The 25,156-nt window shown below is 72.2% G+C and carries 24 protein-coding genes and 3 pseudogenes; 10 read left to right on the top strand and 17 right to left on the bottom strand.

The annotated features are described in order from the left end of the window. The first annotated feature begins 3 nt into the window (after positions 1 to 3). Positions 4 to 1,287 (top strand): MFS transporter, encoded by a 1,284-nt coding sequence (locus AB0F04_RS02205; RefSeq protein ID WP_362036779.1) that lies wholly within the window; start codon positions 4 to 6, stop codon positions 1,285 to 1,287. Here AB0F04_RS02205 and AB0F04_RS02210 read toward each other — a convergent pair. The 4 genes and pseudogenes from AB0F04_RS02210 to AB0F04_RS02225 form a co-directional block, all read right to left on the bottom strand. After that, positions 1,266 to 2,129, bottom strand: coding sequence for a hypothetical protein (locus AB0F04_RS02210; protein WP_362036781.1), 864 nt, complete (start codon positions 2,127 to 2,129; stop codon positions 1,266 to 1,268). The genes AB0F04_RS02205 and AB0F04_RS02210 overlap by 22 nt on opposite strands. 311 nt (positions 2,130 to 2,440) lie before the next feature. Next, positions 2,441 to 2,692: pseudogene (locus AB0F04_RS02215) on the bottom strand (peptidoglycan-binding protein); the annotation flags it as partial. Positions 2,693 to 2,728: 36 nt separating this feature from the next. Next, positions 2,729 to 2,866, bottom strand: a pseudogene (locus AB0F04_RS02220) (LysM domain-containing protein); the annotation flags it as partial. Positions 2,867 to 2,923: 57 nt separating this feature from the next. Further along, the gene (locus AB0F04_RS02225) at positions 2,924 to 3,304 is read right to left on the bottom strand and encodes a hypothetical protein (RefSeq protein ID WP_362036784.1); all 381 of its coding nucleotides are present in this window, start codon (positions 3,302 to 3,304) and stop codon (positions 2,924 to 2,926) included. 161 nt (positions 3,305 to 3,465) lie between these two features. Between AB0F04_RS02225 and AB0F04_RS02230 the strand changes: the two genes are divergently transcribed. The 3 genes from AB0F04_RS02230 to AB0F04_RS02240 are packed head-to-tail and all read left to right on the top strand — an operon-like array spanning position 3,466 to position 5,644. Continuing rightward, complete coding sequence (locus tag AB0F04_RS02230) at positions 3,466 to 4,536, top strand: aromatic ring-hydroxylating dioxygenase subunit alpha (RefSeq protein ID WP_362036786.1); 1,071 nt, start codon at positions 3,466 to 3,468, stop codon at positions 4,534 to 4,536. Next, entirely contained in the window at positions 4,533 to 4,712 is a 180-nt protein-coding gene (locus tag AB0F04_RS02235; RefSeq protein ID WP_362036788.1) for a hypothetical protein, read from the top strand. Before AB0F04_RS02230 ends, AB0F04_RS02235 begins: the two co-directional genes overlap by 4 nt. Next, entirely contained in the window at positions 4,709 to 5,644 is a 936-nt protein-coding gene (locus tag AB0F04_RS02240; RefSeq protein ID WP_362036790.1) for a PDR/VanB family oxidoreductase, read from the top strand. Before AB0F04_RS02235 ends, AB0F04_RS02240 begins: the two co-directional genes overlap by 4 nt. 28 nt (positions 5,645 to 5,672) lie before the next feature. Here the strand turns inward: AB0F04_RS02240 and AB0F04_RS02245 are convergent, their stop codons facing one another. From AB0F04_RS02245 to AB0F04_RS02275, 7 genes and pseudogenes are all read right to left on the bottom strand, one after another. Then, entirely contained in the window at positions 5,673 to 6,344 is a 672-nt protein-coding gene (locus AB0F04_RS02245) for a GntR family transcriptional regulator (protein ID WP_362036792.1), read from the bottom strand. A gap of 37 nt (positions 6,345 to 6,381) precedes the next feature. Further along, the gene (locus tag AB0F04_RS02250) at positions 6,382 to 7,383 is read right to left on the bottom strand and encodes a proline racemase family protein (RefSeq protein ID WP_362036794.1); all 1,002 of its coding nucleotides are present in this window, start codon (positions 7,381 to 7,383) and stop codon (positions 6,382 to 6,384) included. A 5-nt stretch (positions 7,384 to 7,388) separates the two neighbouring features. Continuing rightward, entirely contained in the window at positions 7,389 to 8,279 is an 891-nt protein-coding gene (locus tag AB0F04_RS02255) for a dihydrodipicolinate synthase family protein (RefSeq protein WP_362036796.1), read from the bottom strand. Further along, entirely contained in the window at positions 8,276 to 9,640 is a 1,365-nt protein-coding gene (locus AB0F04_RS02260; protein WP_362036798.1) for an FAD-dependent oxidoreductase, read from the bottom strand. Before AB0F04_RS02260 ends, AB0F04_RS02255 begins: the two co-directional genes overlap by 4 nt. Before the next feature lie 287 nt (positions 9,641 to 9,927). Next, positions 9,928 to 10,224, bottom strand: a pseudogene (locus AB0F04_RS02265) ((2Fe-2S)-binding protein); the annotation flags it as partial. After that, a complete protein-coding gene (locus tag AB0F04_RS02270) occupies positions 10,221 to 11,375 on the bottom strand; it encodes an FAD-binding oxidoreductase (protein ID WP_362036801.1) in 1,155 nt (384 codons plus the stop codon). The gene AB0F04_RS02270 and the pseudogene AB0F04_RS02265, both read right to left, overlap by 4 nt. Positions 11,376 to 11,443: 68 nt before the next feature. Next, positions 11,444 to 12,103: a hypothetical protein gene (locus AB0F04_RS02275; protein ID WP_362036803.1), complete on the bottom strand. Its 660-nt coding sequence runs from the start codon at positions 12,101 to 12,103 to the stop codon at positions 11,444 to 11,446. A 238-nt stretch (positions 12,104 to 12,341) separates the two neighbouring features. Here AB0F04_RS02275 and AB0F04_RS02280 point away from each other — a divergent pair, with 238 nt between their 5' ends. The 3 genes from AB0F04_RS02280 to AB0F04_RS02290 all read left to right on the top strand — a co-directional run bounded on the left by AB0F04_RS02280 (position 12,342) and on the right by AB0F04_RS02290 (position 13,966). Further along, complete coding sequence (locus AB0F04_RS02280; protein ID WP_362036805.1) at positions 12,342 to 13,001, top strand: helix-turn-helix transcriptional regulator; 660 nt, start codon at positions 12,342 to 12,344, stop codon at positions 12,999 to 13,001. Between the two features lie 32 nt (positions 13,002 to 13,033). Further along, entirely contained in the window at positions 13,034 to 13,564 is a 531-nt protein-coding gene (locus AB0F04_RS02285; protein WP_362036807.1) for a toxin-antitoxin system, toxin component, read from the top strand. A gap of 177 nt (positions 13,565 to 13,741) precedes the next feature. Next, positions 13,742 to 13,966 (top strand): hypothetical protein, encoded by a 225-nt coding sequence (locus tag AB0F04_RS02290; RefSeq protein WP_362036809.1) that lies wholly within the window; start codon positions 13,742 to 13,744, stop codon positions 13,964 to 13,966. Between the two features lie 36 nt (positions 13,967 to 14,002). Here AB0F04_RS02290 and AB0F04_RS02295 read toward each other — a convergent pair whose 3' ends face one another. Then, the gene (locus AB0F04_RS02295; protein WP_362036811.1) at positions 14,003 to 14,662 is read right to left on the bottom strand and encodes a 4'-phosphopantetheinyl transferase superfamily protein; all 660 of its coding nucleotides are present in this window, start codon (positions 14,660 to 14,662) and stop codon (positions 14,003 to 14,005) included. Continuing rightward, complete coding sequence (locus tag AB0F04_RS02300) at positions 14,659 to 15,519, bottom strand: metallophosphoesterase (protein ID WP_362036813.1); 861 nt, start codon at positions 15,517 to 15,519, stop codon at positions 14,659 to 14,661. Before AB0F04_RS02300 ends, AB0F04_RS02295 begins: the two co-directional genes overlap by 4 nt. 258 nt (positions 15,520 to 15,777) lie before the next feature. Between AB0F04_RS02300 and AB0F04_RS02305 the strand changes: the two genes are divergently transcribed. Continuing rightward, the gene (locus tag AB0F04_RS02305; RefSeq protein ID WP_362036815.1) at positions 15,778 to 16,917 is read left to right on the top strand and encodes an ATP-grasp domain-containing protein; all 1,140 of its coding nucleotides are present in this window, start codon (positions 15,778 to 15,780) and stop codon (positions 16,915 to 16,917) included. Positions 16,918 to 16,921: 4 nt separating this feature from the next. Here AB0F04_RS02305 and AB0F04_RS02310 read toward each other — a convergent pair whose 3' ends face one another. Together AB0F04_RS02310 and AB0F04_RS02315 are read right to left on the bottom strand one after the other, a co-directional pair. Next, the gene (locus AB0F04_RS02310) at positions 16,922 to 17,440 is read right to left on the bottom strand and encodes a cupin domain-containing protein (RefSeq protein WP_362036817.1); all 519 of its coding nucleotides are present in this window, start codon (positions 17,438 to 17,440) and stop codon (positions 16,922 to 16,924) included. Between the two features lie 77 nt (positions 17,441 to 17,517). Next, the gene (locus tag AB0F04_RS02315) at positions 17,518 to 17,682 is read right to left on the bottom strand and encodes a hypothetical protein (RefSeq protein ID WP_362036819.1); all 165 of its coding nucleotides are present in this window, start codon (positions 17,680 to 17,682) and stop codon (positions 17,518 to 17,520) included. On the opposite strand from AB0F04_RS02315, the gene AB0F04_RS02320 reads away from it, so the two are divergent. Next, a complete protein-coding gene (locus tag AB0F04_RS02320) occupies positions 17,681 to 18,796 on the top strand; it encodes a DUF5937 family protein (RefSeq protein ID WP_362036821.1) in 1,116 nt (371 codons plus the stop codon). The genes AB0F04_RS02315 and AB0F04_RS02320 overlap by 2 nt on opposite strands. Before the next feature lie 52 nt (positions 18,797 to 18,848). Continuing rightward, complete coding sequence (locus AB0F04_RS02325) at positions 18,849 to 20,117, top strand: MFS transporter (protein WP_362036823.1); 1,269 nt, start codon at positions 18,849 to 18,851, stop codon at positions 20,115 to 20,117. 440 nt (positions 20,118 to 20,557) lie between these two features. Here AB0F04_RS02325 and AB0F04_RS02330 read toward each other — a convergent pair whose 3' ends face one another. Together AB0F04_RS02330 and AB0F04_RS02335 are read right to left on the bottom strand one after the other, a co-directional pair. Then, positions 20,558 to 23,599, bottom strand: coding sequence for a glycoside hydrolase family 38 C-terminal domain-containing protein (locus AB0F04_RS02330; RefSeq protein WP_362036825.1), 3,042 nt, complete (start codon positions 23,597 to 23,599; stop codon positions 20,558 to 20,560). Between the two features lie 57 nt (positions 23,600 to 23,656). Next, positions 23,657 to 24,997: a 6-phospho-beta-glucosidase gene (locus tag AB0F04_RS02335; protein WP_362036827.1), complete on the bottom strand. Its 1,341-nt coding sequence runs from the start codon at positions 24,995 to 24,997 to the stop codon at positions 23,657 to 23,659. Between the last annotated feature and the right edge of the window lie 159 nt (positions 24,998 to 25,156).

Below are 25,156 nucleotides of genomic sequence, written 5' to 3' on the forward strand. Positions count from 1 at the left end.
GGCGTGACAGAGACGCAGACGGCTTCCCCGCCCACGAAACGGCCCGTTCGCCAGCTCCTCGCCGCCTCGGTGGGCAACGCGGTGGAGTGGTACGACTGGTACGCCTACACGTTTCTGGCCACCTACATCGCCGCCCAGGTCTTCCCCACGAGTGCGGACAACTCGCTGGTGCCGCTGCTGTCCACGTTCGCGGTGTTCGCGGTGGGGTTCTTCATGCGGCCGGTGGGCGGTCTGCTGATGGGCGCGGTCGCGGACCGGCACGGGCGGCGGGCCGCCCTCACGGTCACCATCCTGCTGATGGGCGGCAGCAGCCTGCTGGTCGGGCTCACCCCGACCTACGCGGCCGTGGGTGTCCTGGCGCCGGTGGTCCTCGTCCTCGCCCGGCTGCTGCAGGGACTCTCCGTGGGTGGCGAGTTCGCGGCGTCGACGACCTTCCTGGTGGAGTCGGCGGGCCCCGGCCGGCGCGGGCTGTTCTCCAGCTTCCAGTACGTGTCGACGACGGTGGGGCAGCTGGTCGCCTCCGCCGTCGCCACCCTGCTCGTGGACACGCTGAGCGACGGGCAGATGAACGGCTGGGGCTGGCGGGTGCCGTTCGTGCTCGGCGCCGTGCTGAGTCTGGTCGGGTTCTGGATCCGGCAGGGCGCGCAGGAGACCCGCAGCGCCGAGCAGCAGCAGGGCCCGCGCCCGGGCCTGTTCGAGGCGCTGCGCCGGCACCCGCGCGAGTCGCTGCTCATCGCCGGCATCACGGCGGGCGGCACCATCGCCTACTACACGTGGACGTCGTATCTGCCGACGTACGCCGAACTGAACGCAGGTGTCGAGAAGTCGGACGCGCTGCTCGCGGGCACGATCTCACTGGCGTTCTTCGCCCTGCTGCAGCCGCTCGGCGGTCTGCTCTCGGACCGCTTCGGCCGCCGCCCCCTGCTGCTGTTCTTCGGCCTGGGCTTCGCGCTGCTCGCGGTGCCGCTGCTGCACCTCCTGAGCGACTCGTTCACCGTGCTGCTGCTCGTGCAGTGCGCGGGCATGGTGCTGCTGACCGGGTTCACCTCGATCAGCGCGGCCGTGAACGCGGAGATCTTCCCGCCCCGGGTCCGCGCGGCGGGCATCGGCTTCCCCTACTCCCTGACGGTGGCCCTCTTCGGCGGCACGGCCCCGTACGTGGGCACGCTGTTCAAGGAGCAGGGCCACGCGGGGCTGTTCCCCTGGTACGTGGCGGTGATCTGCCTGGTGTCGTCGGTGGTGTACCTGCGGCTGCCGGAGACGGCTCACGCGCCGCTGCGGCGGTGAGGTGATCCGCCGTCGGGGACCGGTTCGCCGTCTCCGTCGGGCCCGTGCAGCCCGTCGTGCGGTCCGGCACCGTTGGGCGAGCCGGGGGCGGACGCCGGTGGTCCTTCCCTGACGGCGACTCTCTCCGGATTGATCACGGCGTCCGTGGTCCGGCCGACCTCCGACAGCGTCATCTGGGCGCGGTCGTCGACGAGTCGCGTCACCAGGTGCTGTGCGGCGCCGAAGGCCGCGGCCCAGGCGAGGACCTGCGCCCTGCTGTCGAGGTCGCTCAGTCCGGGGACGAATGCACCCCGGATCAGCAGCAGCCCGAGGAAGGCCGACAGGGCGCCGGTGGGCAGCTTCAGCACCGCCGACGCCAGGGGCAGCATGTAGGGGGAGTCGGTGCCCCGGATGCGGCGCAGCGACGCGATGACGGTGAGGGCGGCACCGGCGAGTCCGGCGATCTCCACGGTGAGGATGTCCGTCGCGCCGGCCAGTTTGCTCACGTCGGTGTCGGCCGGCCGGCCGTAGTGCTCGGAGGTGGGGCACACGACGGTGACCTTGTCTCCGGAGCCGCCCTGCGGCGAGAAGCACAAGCTCAGCGAACTGGGCGAGAGCCAGCCGTAGAGGGCCAGGTTCACCACCCCGATCACCACGAGGACCGTCGCGGCCCAGAGGATGTTGCGCAGACTGCGCACCCGGGCCAGTTCGTCGTCCAGGCTGCAGTACGCGGCGTCGAGCGCCCGGGCCATGAGGTCCCGGTCGCTCGCGGTGACGTCACCGGAGATGATGGGACGCAGGCGCAGGGCCAGCCGGACCCGCCGGGGGTCGTCCGCGTCCAGATGATCCTTGACCAGCGCCATGATCTCACTGACGCGACCTGCGGCTTCTTCGTCGGAAACCAGTTGAATCAGCAACACCTCGGCGTTGCGGATATTCGAGCAAACGCCCTCACGGGCAGCCGATCCCGACCACAGTTTCCGCCAGCCGAAATCCTCGTCCGCGGCCACGCGGGCCTTCTCGAGATGCCCCCGCATCCCCTCGATGAGCGCCGCCCGGTCGCCGCGAGCCCTTCTGGCACTTTCGTGTTCCAGTTCCGCTTCGAGATAGGCGATTCGCGCCCGCGCCCGTGCGCGCCAGGCCGTCCGCGGCGGGCGGCCCGACGCGAGGCCGATCACTCGAAGACGGCGGGTACGTGAAGCCTCTCCCAGGACTTCCGGCCCGGCGTGCCGTCGGCGTCGTGGCCTTTGAATCCGAGCTTGCGCTGCCACATCGCGTACGACTTCCGGTCCGCCTCGCTCCACTGGGAGTCGGGCCCGCCGGCGTACGCCGAACAGTCCTCCTCGATGAGGCGGAAGCCCATGGCCTCGATGACGGGGCTGGTGACGGAGGACTGGAAGAAGTCGGCGCCCGGGAACGGTTCGAAATCCCCGTGGACGTCCGGTGCCGCCACACGGATTCGCTGACCGGGATGGATGATGTCGGGATTCTCGATCTCGGGATTCCACTCGAGGATCTGGTCGAGCGTCACATGGTGCATGGACGCGATCTTGATAAGGGTGTCACCACTCTTGACCACATAGAACTGTTTCTTTTCCATATGTCCAGATTAAGCGCATTTCCAGTGATGAAGAAGTCGGGGGAATCCGTTGCGCTTTCACTCTTTGACGCGGCAACCGCATCCGCCCGGCGGGAGGCCCGTCCAGCTGTCACAGAACGTCGCCTGTCGCGCCATTCCATGCTCGGCGGCGGAATTCTTGACGTCCTCATGAAACGACTCCTGCTCCGCGGCCCAGGTCCGCAGCCGGGTGACGGCCTCTTCCCGTGACAGCGGGCCGCGTTCGAGATGCAGATCGCGCAGAAAGCGGGTGGCGGAGTCCTCGACCGGCGCGGTGGCCCTCGCCTCGGTCGGGCGGAGCAGCGTGAAACCCTGGGCGGCGCGGGGGCGAGCAGCTGACGGGTTCTCGGTGATGTCCGGGCCGGGCAGGGGTGTGTGCTCATCAATTGCCTCGCACGACAACGCCGTCCAGCGACTCAAGTGCGATTGCGCGGTTTCACTGTCACGCCCTGACCAGCTCTTTCACGGAGAGATTTCCGCCTGACGGAAGCCGCCTTGCGTGACAGCCACACCCGTCAGGACCCTGAGTCCAACCACGGCACGCGGGGCGACGACGCCCCGCCGACAGGGACGGGAACCCCATGCCTCACATGACCGCCTTCGCCAGGAACCAGTGGTACGTCGCCGCCTACAGCCACGAGGTGGGGCGGGAGTTGCTCGGCCGGACGATCCTCGGTGAGACGCTCGTGCTCTACCGGACCGAGGAGGACGGGACGCCGGTCGTCCTGCACGACCGCTGTGTGCACCGCCGTTACCCCTTGTCGGAAGCGCCGACGCGGCTGGACGGGGACCGGATCGTGTGCGGGTACCACGGGTTCACCTACGACACGTCCGGTACGTGCGTGTACGTGCCCGGGCAGAAGCGAGTGCCGCGCACCGCCCGGATCGCCTCCTACCCGGTCGTCGAGCAGGACTCGCTGATCTGGGTGTGGATCGGCGACCCGGCGCTCGCCGATCCACAGACCATCCCCCGCGCCCGGCACCTCGACTCCCCCGGCTGGGTCACCGTGCGCGGCATGGAGCCCATCGACTGCGACTACGGGCTGCTCGTCGACAACCTCCTCGACCTGTCCCACGAGACGTATCTGCACGGCGGTTACATCGGCACCCCCGAGGTCGCCGAGACACCGATCACCACCGAGGTCGACGAGGGCGCCGGGATCGTCCGGGTGAGCCGGCACATGGACGACGCCGCGTGCCCGCCGTTCTACGCCAGGTCGACCGGCATCGAGGGCCGGATCACCCGCTGGCAGGACATCGAGTACCACGCCCCCTGTCTGTATCTGCTGCACAGCCGTATCGCCCCGGTCGGGGTGCTGCCCGAGGCGGACGGCAGCGACCCGAACGGCTTCCACACCGAGATCACGTACGCGATCACGCCGTCCGGCGACGGCACGGTGTACGACTTCTGGGCGGTCTCCCGGGACTGGGCGACCGATGACGCCGAGGTCACCGAGTTCCTGCGGGGCAACAACCACACGGTGGTGATGCAGGACGTCACCGCGCTCAACCTGCTGCAGAAGACTCTCGGCACCGAACGCACCGGCTACCAGGAGCTGAGCATCAACATCGACACCGGTGGCCTGGCCGCCCGCCGCATCCTCGCCCGGCTGGTGGAGCAGGGCGACAAGCCCGCGGAGCAGGTCCGGTGACCGCACCGACCGGCGAGGTCTACCGCATCGCCTGGCTGCCGGGCACCGACACCCTGCACGGCACGTGCCACTGCGGCCGTGAGCACACCGCGCAGGACCCCGTCGAGATGTGGGAGTGGATGCTCGCCCACCCGCAGGGACACTTGGTCGACGAGCCACGAGGAAGCGGTTCATGAGCATGTACGAGTCCGAACTCGTCGTCGAGCGCCGGGAGTTCGCGGCCGACGGTGTGCTGGCCCTCACCCTGCGCCATCCGCTGGGCGAGCCGCTCCCGGCGTGGGCCCCGGGCGCTCACGTCGACGTCCTGCCGGCGCCCGGTCTGGAGCGGCAATACTCGCTGTGCGGCGATCCGGCGGACCGGTCGGCCTGGCGGATCGCGGTACTGCGCGAGCGACCGGGGCGGGGCGGATCCGCCCATGTGCACGAGCAGTTGGGCGAGGGCGCCAAGGTGCGGGTGCGCGGGCCCCGGAACAACTTCCCGTTGGAGCCCGCTCCCCGGTACCGCTTCGTCGCGGGAGGCATCGGCATCACGCCGATCCTGCCCATGGTGGCGGCGGCCGAGGCGGCGGGCGCCGACTGGACGCTGCTGTACGGCGGGCGCACCCGCGACTCCATGGCCTTCGCGGCGGAACTCGCCCGCTACGGCGACCGCGTGACGATCGTGCCCGAGGACGAGTCGGGCCTGCTGGACCTGCCGTCCGTGCTGGACGACGTACCCGAGGGGACCCTCGTCTACTGCTGCGGTCCGGGGCCGCTGCTGGACGCGGTCGAGGCCCGGTGCCCGTCCGGGGTGCTGCGCGTCGAGCGGTTCCGGCCGAAGGAGCGGCAGACCGGCGGCGACACGGCGTTCGAGGTGGAGCTCGCGCGGAGCGGGCGGACGCTCACCGTCGCGCCGGACGTGTCCGTGCTCGACGCCGTGCGCGCCGCCGGGGCCGAGGTGCTGTACTCCTGCACCGAGGGCACCTGCGGCACATGTGAGACCGATGTCCTGGGCGGCGAGCCGGACCACCGGGACTCGGTGCTGACGGACGACGAGCGCGCGGCCGGCGAGACCATGATGATCTGCGTGTCCCGCTGCCGCGGGAAGCGTCTCGTCCTGGACCTGTGAAGGGCCCCGCCCTGTCCGCCCGGGCTGTTCAGGGCGCGGCCCACAGGCCCCGGACGTGTCCGAGGTGCCGGGCCATCACGGCGCGTACGGCCTCCTCGTCGCGGGCGAGCAGCGCGTCCAGGATCTCCAGGTGCTCCTCGGCCGACGCCTCCAGCCGCCCCTGCTCCACGAGCGCCGTCAGGCCGTAGAGGCGGGAGCGGCGTCTGAGGTCGCGTACGACGTCGACGAGATGGCCGTTGCCAGCGAGGGCCAGCAGGCCGAGGTGGAAGCGCAGGTCGGCCTCGACATAGGCGATGAGGTCGCCGGCTCGTGCGGAGGCGACGATCTCCTGGGCGACCGGGCGCAGCGCCTCCAGGGCCACCGGGGCGGCCGTGCGGGCCAGGTCCGCCGTCGTGGGGATCTCGATCAGCGCCCGGATGTGGGTGTACTCGTCGAGTTGCCGCTCGGAGACGGCGGTGACCCGGAAGCCCTTGTTGGGCACGGTGTCGACCAGGCCTTCTTTGGCCAGGTCGAGCATGGCCTCGCGCACCGGTGTGGCGGAGACGCCGAAGCGGGCGGCGAGGCCGGGGGCCGAGTAGACCTCGCCGGGTCGCAGTTCACCGGCGATCAGGGCGGCCCGCAGCGCGTCCGCGACCCGCTCCCGGTGACTGGGCTTCCTGCTGCCCAGCACGGGCAGGGCGGGGGTGTGCTGCGGAGCCATGACGGTCGGGGTTCCTCTCGTGTGCGTGTGCGGGGGCCTACAGGACGAATCCCGCCGGGAACGGGTCCTCGGGGTCCAGCAGGTACTGGGCGGTGCCGGTGATCCAGGCGCGGCCGGTGAAGCTGGGCAGCACGGCCGGGCGGCCGGCGACCTCTGCCGTGCCGAGCAGTCTGCCGGTGAAGCGGGTGCCGATGAAGGACTCGTTCACGAACTCGGTGTGCAGCGGGAGTTCACCGCGCGCGTGCAGCTGGGCCATGCGGGCGCTGGTGCCGGTGCCGCAGGGCGAGCGGTCGAACCAGCCGGGGTGGATGGCCATGGCGTGCCGGGAGTGGCGGGAGGTCGAGCCCGGGGCTGCCAGGTAGACGTGGTGGAGGCCGCGGATGGAGGGGTCCTCCGGGTGGACGGGCGGCTCCTCGGCGTTGACGGCGGCCATGAGGGACAGGCCCGCGGCGAGGATCTCGTCCTTGCGGGACCGGTCGAAGGGCAGGCCGAACCGCTCCAGCGGAAGGATGGCGTAGAAGTTGCCGCCGAACGCGAGGTCGTACGTCACCGTCCGGCCGTCGGCGAGGGTGGCCTCGCGGTCGAGACCGACGGCGAAGGAGGGGACGTTGCGGAGGGTGACCGCCTTCGCGGCCCCGTCCTCGACCGCCACCTCGGCGACGACCGGACCGGCCGGGGTGTCGAGCCGGATGGTGGTGACCGGCTCGACGACCTCGACCATGCCGGTCTCGACCAGCACGGTCGCCACACCGATGGTGCCGTGCCCGCACATCGGCAGATAGCCGGAGACCTCGATGTAGACGACGCCCCAGTCGCAGTCGGGCCGGGTCGGCGGCTGGAGGATCGCGCCGCTCATGGCGGAGTGGCCGCGCGGCTCGTTTATCAGCAACCGCTTGACGTCGTCGCGGTGTTCGCGGAACCACAGCCGTCGTTCGTTCATCGTGGCACCCGGGATGGTGCCGATGCCGCCGGTGATCACGCGGGTCGGCATGCCCTCGGTGTGGGAGTCGACGGCGTGCAGGACGAGTGTGCTGCGCATGGTCCTCAGCTCAGTCCGGCCGCGACGGCCTTCTCGGTGGCGGCCCGGACGGCGGCCTCCTGCTCGGGTGGCAACGGCACCCGCGGCGGGCGGCAGGGACCGCCGTGGCGGCCGACGAGGTCCATGGACAGCTTGATGGCCTGGACGAACTCCACCCGCGAGTCCCAGCGCAGCAGCGGGTGCAGCTGCCGGTACAGGGGCAGGGCGGTGTCCAGGTCACCGCCGACGGCGGCCCGGTACAGCTCGACCGAGGACCGCGGCAGCGCGTTCGGGTAGCCCGCCACCCAGCCCTTGGCGCCGGCGACGGCCAGTTCCAGAAGGACGTCGTCCGCGCCGATCAGCAGGTCCAGCTCGGGGGCTAGTTCGGCGATCCGGTAGGCCCGGCGGACATCACCCGAGAACTCCTTCACGCCCTGGATGTGCCCTTCGCCGTGCAGCCGGGCGAGCAGCTCGGGCACGAGGTCGACCTTGGTGTCGATCGGGTTGTTGTAGGCGACGACCGGCAGGCCCGCCCGCGCGACCTCGGCGTAGTGGGCGAGGACGGCACGCTCGTCGGCGCGGTAGGCGTTCGGGGGCAGCAGCATCACCGCGCGGCACCCGGCCTCGGCGGCCTGCTCGGCCCAGCGGCGGGACTCGGCGGACCCGTAGGCGGCGACGCCGGGCATCACGCGCTCCCCGCCGATCGCGGCGACGGCCGTCTCGACGACCCGGGCCCGCTCCTCGGGTGTGAGCACCTGGTACTCGCCGAGGGAGCCGTTCGGCACGACGCCGTCGCAGCCGTTGCCGACCAGCCAGGCGCAGTGCTCGGCGTACCGGTCGTGGTTCACCGAGAGGTCGTCGTTCAGCGGCAGCGCGGTGGCGACGAGGACGCCGCGCCAGGGGCGGGGTTCGGTCATGAGGGTCCCTCCTGGGAATGTTGCCGGGCGAGGACGCCGAGCGGCACGGGACGGGCGAAGGGGCGTCTGGCCGGGGTGGGCGCGCGGCCGGCGAGTGCGGCGATCGCGGTGCCGCACATGCGGCCCTGGCACCAGCCCATCCCGGCCCGGCTGAGCAGCTTCACGGTGCGTTCGTCGCCCGCTCCGAGGTCCAGGGCCTCGCGCACGGACCCCGCGGTGACCTCCTCGCAGCGGCAGATCACGGTGTCGTCGGTGAGCTGCTCGGTCCAGTGCGCGGGCGGCTGGTAGGCGGATTCGAGGGCGGCGGCGGATCGTCTGAGCTTCGTACGGGCCTTGAGGGCGGCGGGCGCCGGGCCGGGGGCGGTTCCCCGCAGGTGGGCGGCGGCGGAACACCCGGCGATGTGCCCCTCGGCGAGGGCGAGGGCGGCACCGCCGATGCCGGTGGCCTCGCCGGCCGCCCACACTCCGGGCACGTCCGTGCGCTGCTCGGGGTCGACGGCCACGGTGAGCCCGTCGAGGCGGCAGCCGAGGCTCTGGGCGAGGTCGGTGTGCGGGAGCATGCCGTGACCGGCGGCGAGGGTGTCGCAGGGCAGGTGCCGCTCGGTGCCGGGCCGGACACGCCCCTCGGCGTCGAGCGCGGCGACCGTGACACCGGTGAGCCGGTCGTCGCCGTGGGCGCGGACGACGGTGTGCCGGGTGAGGACCGGGACGCGGTGGCGCAGCAGCCGGGCGGCGTGTGCGGCGCCTTCGGGGAGCTTGCCGGCCAGGGCGGGGGCGTGGCGGGCGAGGCGGCCCGGGGCGGCCGACTCGACGAGCGCGGCGACCTCGACGCCGGCCGCGGCGAGCCCGGTCGCCACGGGCAGCAGCAGCGGCCCGGTCCCCGCCACGACGGCTCGGCGCCCGGGCACCACCAGCGCGCCCTTGAGCATGGCCTGGGCTCCCCCGGCCGTGACGACACCCGGCAGGGTCCAGCCCGGGAAGGGCAGCACCTGCTCGTAGCCGCCGGTGGCCAGGAGCACGGCGCGGGCGTGCACCTCGGCGGGTTCCTCCTGGTCCGGCCCCAGCAGGGAGTGCACGGTGAAGCTCTCCGGCGTCCGCTCCACGCACCACACGTGATGTTCCGTCAGGACGCGCACGGCACTGGCGGCGAGTCCGTCCCGCAGCCGCTCCCAGGTCCGCCAGTCGTGGTGCAGCGCCTCGGGCCGCGCGGCGCCGAGCCCTGCGGCGGGCTGCCGGTAGAACTGCCCGCCGGGGGCTGACGCGGCGTCGACCAGCGCGACCCGTACGCCGCGCGCGGAGGCGGCCAGGGCGGCGGCGAGCCCGGCCGGTCCGGCCCCGATCACCACGAGATCAGTCCGCACGCCGCACCTCCCCGGGCCCCGTCCCGTCCCGTCCGGCGTGCCGATCACGTCCCGCGGGTGAGTCCGCATGCCGCGCCTCCGCAGGCCCGGAACCGTCCGGCGTGCCGATCACGTCCCCCCGGTCAGTCCGCATGCCGCGCCTCCCCGGGCTCGGAACCGTCCGGCGTGCCGATCGCGTCCCCCGGGCTCATGCCGTCCGGCGTGCCGATCGCGTCCCCCGGGCTCATGCCGTCCGGCGTGCCGATCGCGTCCCCGCGGTGGCCCGCCGCGCTCTGCGTAGCCCTCACGTCCCCGTGGCCCGTCCCCTCCTGCGTGCCCAGGGCGTCCCCCGGCTGCACCGGCACCAGGCAGGCGCGTTGGTTGGGCCGTCCGTTGACGGTCACCAGGCAGTCGAAGCAGACGCCGATCCCGCAGAAGACCCCGCGTGGACGGCCCTCACCGCGCGTGGTGCGCCAGGACGTGACGCCCGCCGCCCACAGCACGGCGGCGGCCGTCTGCCCGGGCAGCGCCCTCAGCGGCCGTCCGTCGAAGGTGACCGTGAAGGCGGGGCCCGGCCCGGCCCCCGCCACCTGCAGTGGGTTCATGCGGCCTCCTCGGTGAAGCGGTCGGGCCGGAACGGGCCGAGATCCAGGCCGGGCGTCCGCCCGGTCAGCACTTGGGCGATCAGCTGCCCGGTGCCGGTGGCGAGTCCGATGCCCGCGCCCTCGTGCCCGCAGGCGTGGAAGAGGCCGGGTGCCCTCGGGTCGGCACCGATCGCGGGCAGATGGTCCGGCAGATACGGCCGGAAGCCGGCGTAGGTCCGCACCGCCCGGACTCCGGCCAGGAAGGGGAAGAGCCCGGTCGCCCCGGCCGCCAGCGCACGCACGGCGGGGAGCGGCAACGACCTGTCGAAGCCGACCCGTTCACGGCTGGCGCCGATGAGGACCGGTCCGGCCCGGGTGCCCTCGACCACGGGGGAGGTCTGCAGTGCCGCCGAGTCGCTGGCGACGTCGGCCACGTAGTCGGCGGCGTACACCTTGTGCCGGATGCGGGGCGGCAGTGGCTCGGTGACCAGGACGAACCCCCGTCGGGGCAGCACGGGAAGGGACACTCCCGCGCGGGCCGCCACCTCACCGCCCCAGGTTCCGGCCGCGTTGACGACCGCGGGGGCGTGGACATCGCCCCGGTCGGTCCGCACACCGCGCACGGCGCCGCCCGGGCCGCGCAGGACTCCGGTCACCTCCCGGCCGGTGAGCACCCGGGCCTTCGACGCGCGCAGCAGGTGCGCCGCCGCGAGGGCGGGCATCACCTGGGCGTCCTGCGGGTAGTGCACGCCGCCCGCGAGGCCCGGGGTCAGGTACGGCTCCAGGTCGGTGAGCCGGTCGGACGGCACCGGGAGGGCCTCCACGCCGGCCGCACGCTGCTCCGCCGCGAGTTTCTCCAGCCCGGCCAGGGCCCGGTCCGTGCGGGCGACGACGACACCGCCCTTGGCCTCGTACTCGACGGCCCCGCCCAGTCCCTCCTGCGCCAGGTCGGCCCACAGCCGGGCGGACAACAGGGCCAGTTCGAGCTCGGGCCCGGGTTCCTTGTCCGAGACGAGGAGGTTCCCCTCCCCCGCTCCGGTCGTGCCGCCGGCCACCGGGCCCCGGTCCACCACGACGGCGTCCAGTCCCGCGCGGGCCGCGTACAGGGCGGCGGCGGCACCGACCGCTCCGGCTCCGACCACCACGACATCGCAGGTCAGCGACTCGCTCACGCCAGTACTATGTCACACACCACACCGCCCGGGAAGGGGGCCGACAGAGCGGGCGGGCACCCGGTGGGTCAGTCGGCCGTGGGGACGACCCTCAGGTGGGAGGCGGTACGGCGGGTGCGGCGCTCCCGGGACGCGGCGCGGCGGGCCTCGCGCAGCACGAACGTGACCCGGGCGCAGCCCAGTTCCTCGAGCGTCCTGGACGTCTCGACGACGACCCGGCACTCCGTGGCGCCCCGGTGCGGGTCCGGGTGCAGCAGCGGCCGTACCGCACCGTCCTGCTCGACGGCGCTCTCACCGACCGCGCGGATCCAGTGCGGCAGGCCGTGCCGGTAGGCGGCCTCCATGATCGGGTCCTGGGCGATGTCCCGGCGGATGGCCTGCAGGCCGTGGTCGGGTCCGTGGCTCTCCACGGTCCGCGCGAAGTGCGCGAGCATCGGCAGGCACCAGCTCGCCTCGTGATCGCCGAGGACCGCGGGGGCGTCGGGGTGGAAGAGGACGAACCTGAGGAAGTTGTCGTCCGGCATCGCCGTCGGGTGCGGTCCGGCCGCACGGAAAAGTGACCGGAAGGCGCCGTTGCTGAGCACCACGTCCCAGCAGTGGTCGACGACGAGCGCGGGGAAGGGGACACCTTCCAGAAGCCCGGCGTAGTCCTCCAGGTAGGCCTGGGCCTCGGGAGTCTCGGGGAGGGGCCGCGGTGCCGGCCGCTGCCCTCCTGCCTGATATGCCATCCGGAGGTCACCCCTCTTGCCTGTGCGGCCTTGACGCGGCGCCCCGATCCTGCTGCCCCGGGCGGAGGCGTGTCAACTATCGTGGCATTTCATGCCTGTTGACGGCTGAAATTGGCCACAGTTGTGGCGAGACCTGGATGTGAGTTCGAACCACCGGCTACGCTCCGGGAAGTTCACGCCGGGGTAGGTCACGGCATCCACTTGTGAGAAGCCTGTGAGATACGTAGGAGATCTGTCGGTGACGGGTGGCTTCGTCGAAGGTCCGGGCGTCACGCCGACGGCCGTGCTGCCGGCCGTCGTCTCCCGTGTCGGCGCGCTCGCCGACCGGCTCGGCGTGCCGCACGCCGAGGTCTTCGACACCGGCCGGCTGTCCGTCGCCTCCGGTGTCCCGGAGCCGGTGGTGAAGGCCCTGCTGTGCGGCAGGCCCGCGGGCGAGCCCGATGTGCAGGCCCGGTTCCTGCAGCGGCTGGACCTGCTGCGCCGGACCCGGCTCAAGCCCAACGGCCGCAAGTACACCCAGCAGGAGATCGCCGACGGCGCCGGCATGTCCCGCCAGCAGGCCGGTGCCCTCATCAACGGCGACCGCCGGCCGACGATGGAGCACTGCGACGCCCTCCAGCGGTTCTTCCGGGTGCACGCCGGCTTCCTGACGGCCGAGGACCCCGAGGCACTCGTCAGCGCCCTCCAGCACACCGAGCAGGACCTGCTGCAGAAGCTCGCCGACCGTGAGCGGCAGGCGGCCGCCGCACAGGACGACCCGCTGGAGCGGCTGCTGCAGGACCACGGCGTGCGCGGCATCGCCTGGCGTGCCGCGCAACTGCCCACCGACCAGCACCGCGACAAGGTCGCGGAGTGGCTGGACATGCTCCTGGAGAGCGTCAAGCGGCCCGAGTCGTGACCGTGGGGAGAACTGTGGGCATCGGTAGGGAAATGCGCCGTCTGTGCGGCGAGCTGGTCGCGGAGCTGACCCTCCCCGCGCCCGCTCCGCCCGAGGAGCTGTACGCCGCCCTGTGCGACGGCATGAGCAGACGCCGCGGCCGCCCCGTGCGCTTCCGCACGGCCGCGTTCCCGCCCGGCACCGCCAGCGGGCTCTGGCTGGACATGGCCGAGCAGGACCTGGTCGTCATCGAGGAACGCACCGCCCCCGACCACCAGTTGGTGATCCTGGGCCATGAGCTGTGGCACATGAAGGCGGGACACTGCTCCCACCACGTGGAGGGCGCGGCCGTCGCGGCCAGGCTGCTCGAGAACGGGGCCGATCTCCAGGCGACCGTGCTGAAGGTCGCCGCGCGCACCCGTTTCGACCTCGACGACGAGCGGGACGCCGAGAGCTTCGGCCTGCTGCTCGCCAGCAAGTGCCGCGCGTGGCTGGCCGGTTCCTCCTCGCGGGGGCCGGTGCAGCGAGACCATCTGGCGGGGCGGATCGAGGCGTCGCTGGGATACCGCGGACCGCAGGGCTGACGGGCCGCACGCGCGGCGCGAGGCGCGGACCGCCTCCGCCGAGCGGGCGAACCGGAGGGCGACGGGACCGGATTGTCAGTGGTGGGCGGCAAGCTGGAGGTGCGCCATCGCTGTGCGGGGCGCGCACGCGCCGCGAGGGCGCGGGACCGACGACGCCGACACGGGGAGAGCCGACCGATGCCCACCGCCGTTCTGACCGATCGTGAACGCTCCGCCGTCCAGGCCTATCTGCGGCTGCTGCACACCGTCCGGGCCGCCTTCGACGTGGAGGGCGGCCCGCCGCTCGTCCCGCCCGCGGTGCTGGCCGAGGCGGAGCAGGCCCTGGGGCGGGCCGGACTGACCGGCAACGAGGAGGCCTTCTTCCGCCTCCTGGAGAACTGGTGTCCGGAGCCGGGCCCCTGACCCGGGGTGCCACCGGGCGGGTGCCGGGGAGCGGGGTCAGGTGTGCGGTACGGCGATCGCCGTCGCGATCAGGCCACGTCCCACCGTCCAGCGGCCGTCGAAGTGGCCGAGGCGGCGGTCCCCCACCCATGGACCGGGGACGAGCAGTTCAGCGCGGAAGGTGCCGTCGGCGGTGAGCTCGATGTCGGCCTCCATGAAGTCCAGCCACTTCCCGGTGAGGGGGAACCACGCCTTGTAGACGGACTCCTTCGCGCTGAACAGCAGCCGGTCCCAGTGCACGTCGGGGTGTTCGGCCGCGAGCCGTCGCAGCCGGCCGGCCTCGGCCGGCAGGGAGACGGACGGCAGGACGCCTTCGGGCAGCGGGGCGTGGACCTCGCCGTCGATACCGAGCGAGGCCAGGTCGGTGACGCGGACCAGTGCGGCGGCGCAGTAGCCGTCGCAGTGGGTCATGCTGCCGGTCAGCCCCTCCGGCCAACGGGGGGCGCCGCGTTCCCCGGGCAGGATCGGCTGCGGCTCGACTCCGAGCTTCTCCATGGCCCTGCGGGCGCAGGAACGCCCGACGGCGAACTCCCTGCGGCGCTTGTCGACCGCCCGGGTCAGGAGGGCCGCCTCCTCGGGGTACAGCGGGGTGTCCGCGTCCTCGTACCCGTACGCCTCCACACCGACCACCGTCTGCGGCAGCAGTTCCTCGATCACCGCTGTCCGCCCGCCCCGGGCAGGATCCGCCGCAGCCGTCCCGGCGGCCGGGACCGCTTGCGCCACTCGCGTGGATAGCCCACGGACACCTCCTCGAAGCGCACGCCCTCGTGGAAGGTGGTGCGGGGGATGTGCAGATGGCCGTAGACCATGGTGTGCACGCGGAATCTGCGGTGCCAGTCCGCGGTCAGGTCCGTGCCGCACCACATGGCGAACTCGGGGTGCCACAGCACATCCATCGGATGCCGGTGGAGCGGATAGTGGTTGACCGGGATCACCGGCAGGTCGCCGGGCAGTTCGGCGAGCCGGCGTTCGGTCGCGGCGACCCGGGCCCGGCACCATGCCTCCCTGCTCGGGTACGGATCGGGGTGCAGCAGGTGCTCGTCGGTGCACACGATCCCGGTGCTGCGCGCGTACTCCAGGCCCTGCGCCTTGGTGGTGCAGCCGGCGGGCAGGAACGAGTAGTCGTACAGCAGGAACAGCGGGGCGACGGCAACCGGGCCGCCGGGGCCCTCCCAGAGGGGGTAGGGGTCCTCCGGTGTCGTCACGCCGAGTTCGCGGCACATCTCGACCAGGTGCTCGTACCGGGCGAGGCCGCGCAGCGTGACGGCGTCGCTCGGATGGGTCCACAGTTCGTGGTTGCCGGGCACCCAGACGACCTTGCGGAAGCGGCCCGCGAGCGTCTTCAGGGTCCAGCGGATGTCCACCACGGTCTCCGCGACGTCCCCGGCGACGAGCAGCCAGTCGTCGTCGGTCCCGGGCCGCATGTCCTCGACCAGGGCCCGGTTCTCCGGGTAGCCGATGTGCAGATCGCTGATGGCCAGCAGTTGCGCGGCGCCACCGGCCCTCGACGTCACCTCTCGCCCCCCTGTAGCGCGCCCCGGAGGTCATTAAGAGATCACATCCGGCCGACCGGGACAAGAGCGGCCCGAGGGCCGCGGCGGGAGAATTCCTTCACACGCGCGTTGCACGACAGGGCCCGCCGAAGCCGTATGATCTGGCCCAACACCACCGCTACGAACGTCCCTTCCGCAGGGGCGGTTTGGTGTCCCTCCCTTCTCCTGCCCGGGCACGGGCTGCTCAGCCCTGCCCGCGAACCGTGAAAGGCGGCCTGCATGGTCTCTCGCGTACGCGTCTGGCTCAACCGCACGTACGCGGAGAACGTGTTCTTCATGGATCAGCTGCGGAGGAATCCCGGCGACCGGGCGGTCGAGATCCATGCCACGCACGGCGACCCCGACTCGCCGGTGCTGGCGGCCGCCGACACCGCCGAGCTGGAGCCCGGGAACCTCTCCCCCGCCGGGTACGTCGAGTACGCGCTGGACCAGTGCGCACGGCGGGGCATCGATGTGTTCGTGCCCCGGCTGCACCAGTCGGCGATCGTGGCGCACCGCGCCGAGTTCGAGGCGGCCGGCACGGCGCTGCTCGCGCCGCCGCCCGAGGCGGTGGCCGTCTTCCACGACAAAGTGATCGCCTACGAGGCGGTCCGGTCGATCGGTGTGCCGGTGCCGCCGTGGTACCGGGTCCGCTCGGAGGACGAACTCGTCGCGGCGGTCGAGGAGTTGGAGGCGGGCGGGCACAAGGCCTGCTTCAAGCCCGCGTCCGGGGCCGGCGGCGTCGGCTTCCGCGTGATCACGCGTACGCCGTTCTCGCTGATGCATCTGAGCGGGTTCCCCAGCCCGTACGTGCCGCTCGATCTGGTGCTGGAGGCGCTGCGGCAGGGCGAGGAGCCGGTGGACTGGCTGGTGATGCCGCGCCTGGAGCAGCCCGAGGTGTCGGTCGACTGCCTGACCGGCCCGGACAACCGGGTCCGGCTGGCGGTGGGCCGCACCAAGAACGGCCGCCGCCGTGGTTTCACCCTGCACGAGCAGTGGCTGGACCCGGCCCGTCGGATCGCCGAGGGCTTCGGGCTGCACTACCTGTCCAACATCCAGTTCCGGATGTTCGGCGACCGGCCGGTGCTCATGGACGTCAACACCCGCCCGGCCGGCGGTTTGCACCAGCTGTCCCAGTGCGGAGTCAACGCCCCCTGGGCCGCCGTGCAGCTGGCGCTCGGCGAGGACCCGGGCGAGATGGTCCCGCCGTTCCTGGGCCAGGACTACACGGTGGTGTCGGGGCCGCGTCCGCTGCGGCCGGTGTCGCTGCTGCCGCAGCAGCGGTCCGAGACGACGGAACCGCTCCCGGCGGTACCCGCCCCCGCCCCGGCCGAGCAGGCCGGCTCCCTCGGGGCGGCCGCTCAGGCGCTGCCCCTCTGAGCCGTCAGACCCTCGCCGCGAGCGCCTCGCGCCAGACGGGGCTGTCGACGTAGTGGTTGTCGAAGCGTTCCGAGGAGTCCTTGATCTCCTGCGGGTCGGCCTCGCCGCGCATCACCCGGCCCAGGAGCCGCAGGTAGTCGAAGCGTCCCGCGCCCGGGGTGAAGACGAACAGCACGTCGGCTGTCGCACCGGGCGCGGCGGCGAAGGCGTGCGGGGTGTGCGGCGGCACCAGCAGGAAGTCGCCCGCCTCCAGCACGGTGATCTCCTCGCCCACCAGCACCTGGAGCGCACCGTCGATGACGTAGAACATCTCGGACGCCTCGGTGTGCAGGTGGGCGGGGGCGCCGACGGCACCTTCGGCGAACGTCGACCGGTAGCTGGTGAGCCGCCCGCCGGTGTTCCCGGAGTCCGCGAGCAGGGTCATCACACTGCTGGGGTCGCGCGTCGTCTCGGCCTCGGCGGCGCGGGTGAGGACCGGCGCGAAGCCGCTGCTGTTTTCCGTCTTGTTCTGCGTCGTCGTCATGACAATGACCCTACGGAGCCGGGCGACCCATGGCAGGGGGCATTCCGGGGCCACAATCATGGGTCAATTCAGCGCCGTCAGGTGATCGACGGGATGCGGAAGTACTCGAGCCGCCGGACGTCCATGCGGCGACTCACACTCGCCGCCTGGCCGCCCGGCGCGTGCGGGTCAGCGGTGCAGAGGGTCCGGCGGCGCGGCGCGACTCCCGTCGTGGACGCCGTGCGGCAAGGATGACGGGTCATGACGATCGTGTTCCGGGTCCCTGCCGGCGGTGCGGAGCGGGTGGGGTTCGCCTATTCGCCGACGATGGAGGCCGTGCTGAGTCTCCATGTGCTGGTGGAGCCCAAGCACCACCCTGTCCAGCACGGCTGGGTGCGTGCGATGCGCAAGCTGTCCCCGGCGCTGAAGCGGGAGATCGAGGCGTTCTCCTATGCGGTGCGCTCGTACTTTCCCGAGTTTCTCTTTCCGCAGCCGATCGGCCGGCTGACGGACTTCGAGGACGAACTGGCCGGCTTGCGCGGGGCGGATCCGGAGCTGGTCCGGCTGGAATTCGCCGTCCCTCTGCTCACGCCCTGGCCGGGCAGCGGCGAGGGCAGGGATCCGCACATGCTGGACGAACCGGAGGTACGCCGCCTGTTGCGGGAGCGCCTCGCACGGGAAAGCGACGAGGCGATGGCCGCGATGCTCCTCGACGACCCCCGCGCGCTGCTCGAACGGTTCCTGAGCCTGCTGGAGCGCTACTGGCGGGAGGCGTTCGAGGAGGAATGGGCACGGCTCGAACCCGAACTCGCCGCCGGCGTCAGCGAGGCCGGACACCAGATCGAGCAGCGCGGTCTGTACGGGATGCTGCGCGGCCTGTGGCCGGAGGTGCGCAGCGATCCTCAGACCGAACGCTTCTGGCTGGAGCGGCCGCACGACCACGAGGTCGCCATCGGCCCGGACGACACACTCGTGCTCGCCCCCAGCGCCTATGTGTGGCCGCACGTACGCGTCAACTGCGACGGTCCGTGGCCCCTCGGGCTCGTCTTCCCCGTCTCCTCGATCGTCCGGGAAGCCCGCCCGCGGATTCCGCCGGCCAGGCTCGTCGGCACACTTCGCGCGCTCGCCGACGACACTCGGCTGCGCGCCCTGCGCCTGCTCGCCGAACGCCCGCGCAGCACACAGGAGCTGGCCCCGCTCGTCGGCGTCAGCGAGGCCGCCCTGTCCAAGCACCTGCGCGTCTTGGCGGACGCGGGCCTGCTGGAGCGCCGCCGTGAGGGCTATTACGTCCTGTACCGGCTTGCGCCCGGGCAGGTGGCGGGCCTGACCCCCAGCCTGGAGAGCTTCCTGCACGACGACGGCGAGGCGACTGATTAGCCATCTGCCTAATAAGTGGATCAGGCCCGCGACGGAACCCGACAGTGGCCGCATGTCACTGCTGAGGGACCGCAACTTCCTGCTTCTCTTCGCCGGCCAGGGCATCTCGCGCTTCGGCGACGGCCTGTACACCGCCGCGACCGCCTGGCTGGCCTGGTCACTGACGAAGGACCCCACGGCCGTCGCCGTGGTGAGCGTCTCCGCGTTCGCGCCCGCGTTCGTGGCCACTTTCGTCGTCGCCTCGTACGCCGACCGCCGCGACCGCCGGAAGCTGATGATCGCCACCGACCTGGCCCGGGTCGCCGTGGTGGCCGTGGCTTCGGTCCTGCTCTCCCTCGACCTGCTGAACCTGTCCCTGCTCGTGGCGACCACGGCGCTGCTGGCGCTGATCGGCGCCCCGTTCGCCCCGGCCCGCAACGCGATCGTCCCGCAGATCGTGCCGGACGCCCGCCTCCAGCAGGCCAACGGGCTGCTGCAAGTCGCCTTCCGGGCCGCCTTCTTCGTCGGCCCGCTGATGCTCGCGCCGTTGCTGGCCTTCGGCTCGCTGCAGTCTGTGCTGGTGGTGAACGGACTCACCTTCCTGGGGTCGGCGGCCGCCGTGGCCGCCATCCGTGTGACCCGCCCCGCCCCGACCAGCGGTCAGACGGGGCTGTGGTCCGATCTCGGCGCCGGGCTCAGGGCAGTGCGGGCCGCTCCCGACGTACTCGTGGTCATCGTGACCTTCGTGCTCGCCCTCGCCCTGACCAACGGTTTCCTGACCGTCGGGCTTGTCGCGGTCGTGGGGCAGGGCGGCCAGTACGGTCTGTTGCTGGGCGTCGCCGGGGTCGCCGAAGTGGTGGGCGCCCTGCTCCTGGCCGGCCTGCGCATCCGCAGACTCGCACTGGCCGCGGTGCTGGCGTGGGCCCTGCTCGGGGTCTTCCGGGCTCCGCTGGGAACGGTCACCTCCCATGCTGTGGCGGCCGTTCTCCTGACCGCCACGGGGCTGGCCTCGGCCCTCACGGACATTCCCTTGATCGCGTTGGTGCAGCAGCGCATACCGAGCCGTCATCTGGCGAAGGCGCTCGGCCTGTGGGAGGCCGGGGTGGCAGGAGCCCTGGCGATCTCCCCCTTCGTGGCCTCGACCGCCATCACCCTCGCCGGAGTCGAGAACGCCTTCCTGCTCTCGGGGGCCGCTGTTGTCGTCCTGGCCGTGACCGCCACGCTCGCCCTCGCATGCGTCGGCGCACGGCAGCCCGGTCAGGATCCCTTCGCCACGGCCGACGGCACGGCAAACGTCGCGGCACCGGAAGGAGCAGCGGTGATCACGGCCAAACCGGAATGACTGCGCGGATCGGCATTGATGACGAGGAGCGCGTCGTAGGGCCGGGTGTGTGGCTGGGGGTAGGGCCTGCCGAACGACTTGGCCGGAGTTCCGCATCGGAGCAGATCAACCAGAGGGCCCGGCCCCTGGCGTCCACTGTTGTGGTCGCCAGGACCTTCTGGTGGTCGTACTGCCGAGGCAACAGTGCGTGGGAACGCAGTGCCACCAAGCAAGGTTCCGGACGTACCGGGCGCGCGGTGCGCGCGCTCGAGGTCGGCCTCACCTGCGTCTCTCCCGAGAAGCCGAATCGCCTGGCGGCGATTCGGCTTCCCTTGCCCCGCTACCGGGGAGCGGGCATCCACCCCGGCCCGCCCTGAAGGGCCGGACACCCTGCCCGGCAAGCACGGTGGACGAAGATGCCGAGCCTGGCGCCCTCGAACCACGACTGCAGGGCCATGACGTCAGCCCCTTCGCAGGCGCAGGGTGAGGATCTGGAAGGGCCGCAGCGTGAGGGCGACGGCCCCGTCGGTGACCTCGGCGTCCTGCAGCGGGCGCTCCAGCAGGTCGGTGACCTGGGCGCCGCCGAGCGGGAACCCGGTGCGCAGGGTGCCGGTGGCGCGGCCGCCGCGGGACTCGTAGAGCCGGACGACGACATCGCCGGAGGCGTCGTCGGCGAGCTTGACGGCTTCCACGGTCACGCCCTCGCCCACGGCGGAGACCACCGGTGCGGGGGCGCCGGCCGCGTCGGCCACCCGCAGCGGCAGGTTGAGGGCGTAGCCCTCGGCGACGGCGTCGTCGATGGTCGCGCCGGGCAGCAGCGCGTAGGTGAAGCGGTGACGGCCCTGGTCGGCCTCGGGGTCCGGGATGCGCGGGGCGCGGACCAGGCTGAGGCCGACGGTGGTCGTGGTGCCGCCGTCCTCGCGGACCGTGCGGGAGACGTCGTGGCCGTACGTCGAGTCGTTGATGACCGCGACACCGTAGCCCGGCTCGCCGAGGTGCACCCAGCGGTGGCCGGAGACCTCGAAGCGGGCCGCCTCCCAGGTGGTGTTGGTGTGGGTCGGGCGCTGGATGTGGCCGAACTGGATCTCGGCGGAGGAGTGCGAGGCGCGGATGTCGACCGGGAAGGCCGCCTTCAGGATCTTCTCGGTCTCGTGCCAGTCGATGTCCGTCTCGATGTCGATGCGGGCGCTGCCGGCGCGCACCGTGATCGTCTGGGTGATCGTGGAGCCCTTGCCGAAGGACCGCTCGACGCGGATGGCGCCGATCAGCGGGTCCTGCTCGACGACGGTGACGGACGAGGCGTCCAGCAGGTCGGTGTAGCGGTTCTTGTAGTGCTTGTCGATGTCCCAGGCGTCCCAGCAGTTGGGCAGGTCCGTGTGCAGGCGGAGCAGGTTGCCCGGCTCGGCGAGGACCTCGCGGCCGGCGCGCAGGTCACGGACGGAGGACAGCGTGCCGTCCTCGGCGACCTCCACCCGGACCAGTCCGTTGTCGAGGACGCGGCCGTCGACCGTCACCGGCTGCGGGGGTGCGGAGTCGGCGAGGGGTGCGGAGCCGTTCGCGGGCACCTCCACGTACACCGGTGCGCCGTCGGCCGTGCGGACCACGTCGGCCCGGTCGTAGGGGCTGGTGTTGAACACGCGGGTCTCGCCGGCGCCCAGCGCGGACACCGCCTCGGCGGTCAGCGCGTGCAGCTCCCGCGCGACGCGGGCGTACTCGGCCTCGGCCTCGCGGTGCACCCAGGCGATGGAGGAGCCGGGCAGGATGTCGTGGAACTGGTGCAGCAGCACCGTCTTCCAGAGCCGGTCCAGCTTCTCGTACGGGTAGGTGTAGCCGGGCGCGTGCAGGGCGGCCGTGGTCGCCCAGAGTTCGGCCTCGCGCAGGAGGTGCTCGGAGCGGCGGTTGCCCTGCTTGGTGCGGGCCTGGGAGGTGTAGGTGGCGCGGTGCAGCTCCAGGTAGAGCTCACCGACCCACACGGGTGCGTCCGGGTACTCCTCGCGGGCCTTGGCGAAGAACGCGTCGGGGTGCTCGACGACGACCTTCGCGGAGCCCTCCAGGTCCGCCAGCCGGCGGGCGCGTTCCATGATCTCGCGGGTGGGGCCGCCACCGCCGTCGCCCCAGCCGAAGGGGGCCAGGGAGCGGGAGGCGCCGCCCTTCTCCGCGTAGTTGCGGACCGCGCGGGACATCTCCACGCCGCTGAAGCGGGCGTTGTAGGTGTCGACCGGCGGGAAGTGGGTGAAGATCCGGGTGCCGTCGATGCCCTCCCACCAGAAGGTGTGGTGAGGGAAGGTGTTGGTCTGGTTCCAGGAGATCTTCTGGGTGAGGAACCACTCGTTGCCGGCGAGCTTGGCGAGCTGCGGGTAGGCCGCGTTGTAGCCGAAGGAGTCCGGCAGCCACACGCCCTTGGTCTCGATGCCGAAGTGCTCGATGAAGAACCGCTTGCCGTGCACGAACTGGCGGGCAACCGCCTCGCCGCCGGGCAGGTTGCCGTCGGACTCGACCCACATGCCGCCGACCGGCGCCCACTGGCCGTTCTTGACCGACTCCTGGATGCGGGCCCAGACCTTGGGGTAGTGGTCGCGCACCCACTCGTACTGCTGGGCCTGGGAGCAGGCGAAGATGAAGTCGTCGTACTCGTCCGCCAGCGAGGTGACGTTGGAGAAGGTGCGGGACGTCTTGCGCTTGGTCTCGCGGATCGGCCACAGCCAGGCCGAGTCGATGTGGGCGTGGCCGACGCCGGAGATCGTGTGGGCGCTGGCGTGCGCGGGCCTGGACAGGGCCGGCTTCAGCGCCTCGCGCACCGCGGCGGCCGAGCCGGAGACGTCGTCGAGGTCGAGGAGGTCCATCGCCCGGTCGAGGGCGTGTGCGATCTCGTGCCGGCGCGGGTCGTGCTCGCCGAGCTCCAGCATGAGCTCGCGCAGCACCTGCACGTCGAGGTCGAGGTGCCAGACCTCCTCGTCGAGGATCGCGATGTCGGCGCTGCGGAAGGTGTAGAGGGGCTTGTCGCCCGCGGTCAGCTTGTCGCCGAGCCAGGTGACCTTGGAGAAGTCGTCCGCGAGGATGTCCGGGTTGGAGGCCGCTTCGACCAGGTAGTCGACCGTCTCGCCGCCCTGCGCGGGGTTGGCGATCGCCACGTACTGGTTGAGCGGGTTGACGGCCTTCAGGGGGGTGCCGTCGGTGAGGTGGACGAGGGCCTCGGCCTGGTTTCCGGGCCAGTCGCCGACGAAGCCGAGGTCGATGACGGCCTCGACACGCCTTCCGGCCCACTCGGCGGGCACCTGTCCGCGCATCCGGAACCAGGTGGTGCCCCAGGGCGGGCCCCACGGGGTGCCCATCGCGAACGGCTCGTAGGAGGCGGCGGCGGCCTCCTCGAACGGGACCGGCTCCCCCGGGGCCTGCCAGGCCTCCACCTCGAAGGGGACGGTGGCCGCGTAGATCGCGGACTTGATGCGCTGGTCGTGAAGGCGCTGCACGCGCTCCTCGATGCGGCGGCTTTCGTCGTGCATGGGGTGTCTCCAGGAAGCGGGGGAAGAGCGGCGGGGAAAGCGCTTACCTCTCGGTGCTCACCTAAGGTACGCCAGCCCGGGGTGGACCTCGGTATAGCCCTCGACCAGCCTGCGGGCCACGTTGACGGAGTCGACGAGCGGGTGCAGGGCGAAGGCCTTGACGGCGGTCGCGCGGGAGCCGGAGTCGGCGGCGGCCAGCACCTCGCGCTCGACGGCCTTGACCGCGCAGACCAGGCCCGTGGCGTGGCCGGGCAGCGGGTCCACGGTGACGGGATGGGCCCCGTTGGCGTCGACGAGGCAGGGCACCTCGATGACGGCGTCGGTGTCGAGGACCGACAGCGTGCGCTGGTTGCGGACGTTGAGGATCAGGGTGGTGCGCTCGTCCCGGGCGATCGCCCGCATCAGCGCGAGGGCCACCTTCTCGTAGCCGCCGGACAGGTCGTCCTCGTCGCGTTCGCCGGCTCCCGCGGTCTCGCGGTTCTCGGCCATGTACGTGGCCTCGCGCTCGGCGCGGGTGCGGTCCCAGACCGTGAGGGCGGGGGCGTCCGGGTTGGCCATCTCGGCGTAGAAGCGGGCCTGCTGGTCGTGCAGGAAGGCGCCGCGGGTCTTCTCGGCCTGCTGGTAGGCGCGGACGGCCTCGCGGTTGAAGTAGTAGTAGTGCAGGTATTCGTTGGGGATCGCGCCCAGGGAGCGCAGCCAGTCGGTGCCGAAGAGCTTGCCCTCCTCGAACGAGCCGAGCAGGTCGGGATCCGCGAGCAGGCGCGGCAGCTCGTCCCGGCCGGCGACGCGCAGGCCGCGCACCCAGCCGAGGTGGTTGAGACCGACGTAGTCGATCCACGCCTCCGCCGGGTTCTCGACGCCGAGCACCCGGGCGATGCGGCGGCCCAGACCGACCGGGGAGTCGCAGATGCCGATGACGCGGTCGCCGAGGTGGCGGGACATGGCCTCGGTGACCAGGCCCGCCGGGTTGGTGAAGTTGATGACCCAGGCGTCGGGCGCGAGCCGGGCCACCCGCCGCGCGATGTCGACGGCGACCGGGACCGTGCGCAGGCCGTAGGCGATGCCGCCCGCGCCCACGGTCTCCTGGCCCAGCACCCCTTCGGCCAGGGCCACGCGTTCGTCGTTCGCCCTTCCCGCCAGGCCGCCGACGCGGATCGCGGAGAACACGAAGTCGGCGCCGCGCAGGGCTTCGTCGAGGTCGGTGGTGGCGCTCACCTCGGGCGCGTCGGCCACTCCGGCCGCCTGCTCGGCGAGGACACGGGTCACCGCCGACAGGCGCCCGGCGTCCAGGTCGTGCAGGACGACCCGGGTCACCCGGCCCTCGGCGTGGTCCTGGAGGAGCGCCCCGTACACCAGCGGCACGCGGAATCCTCCGCCGCCCAGAATCGTCAGCTTCACCGGGTTCCTCCGATTCGGCGGGCCGTGCGCGGCATGGAGCGGGAACCGGACACGCGCCACCTCCTTGTACGTGCTTCAGAACCCCGGGTCGGATCCAGCCCGGGCGGTGTCGGGAGTGTGAGTGGCCGTTGTGCACGCAACGGCGGGGCGACCCGGTCC

Source organism: Streptomyces sp. NPDC029041 (genome assembly GCF_040637515.1).
GTDB lineage: Bacteria > Actinomycetota > Actinomycetes > Streptomycetales > Streptomycetaceae > Streptomyces.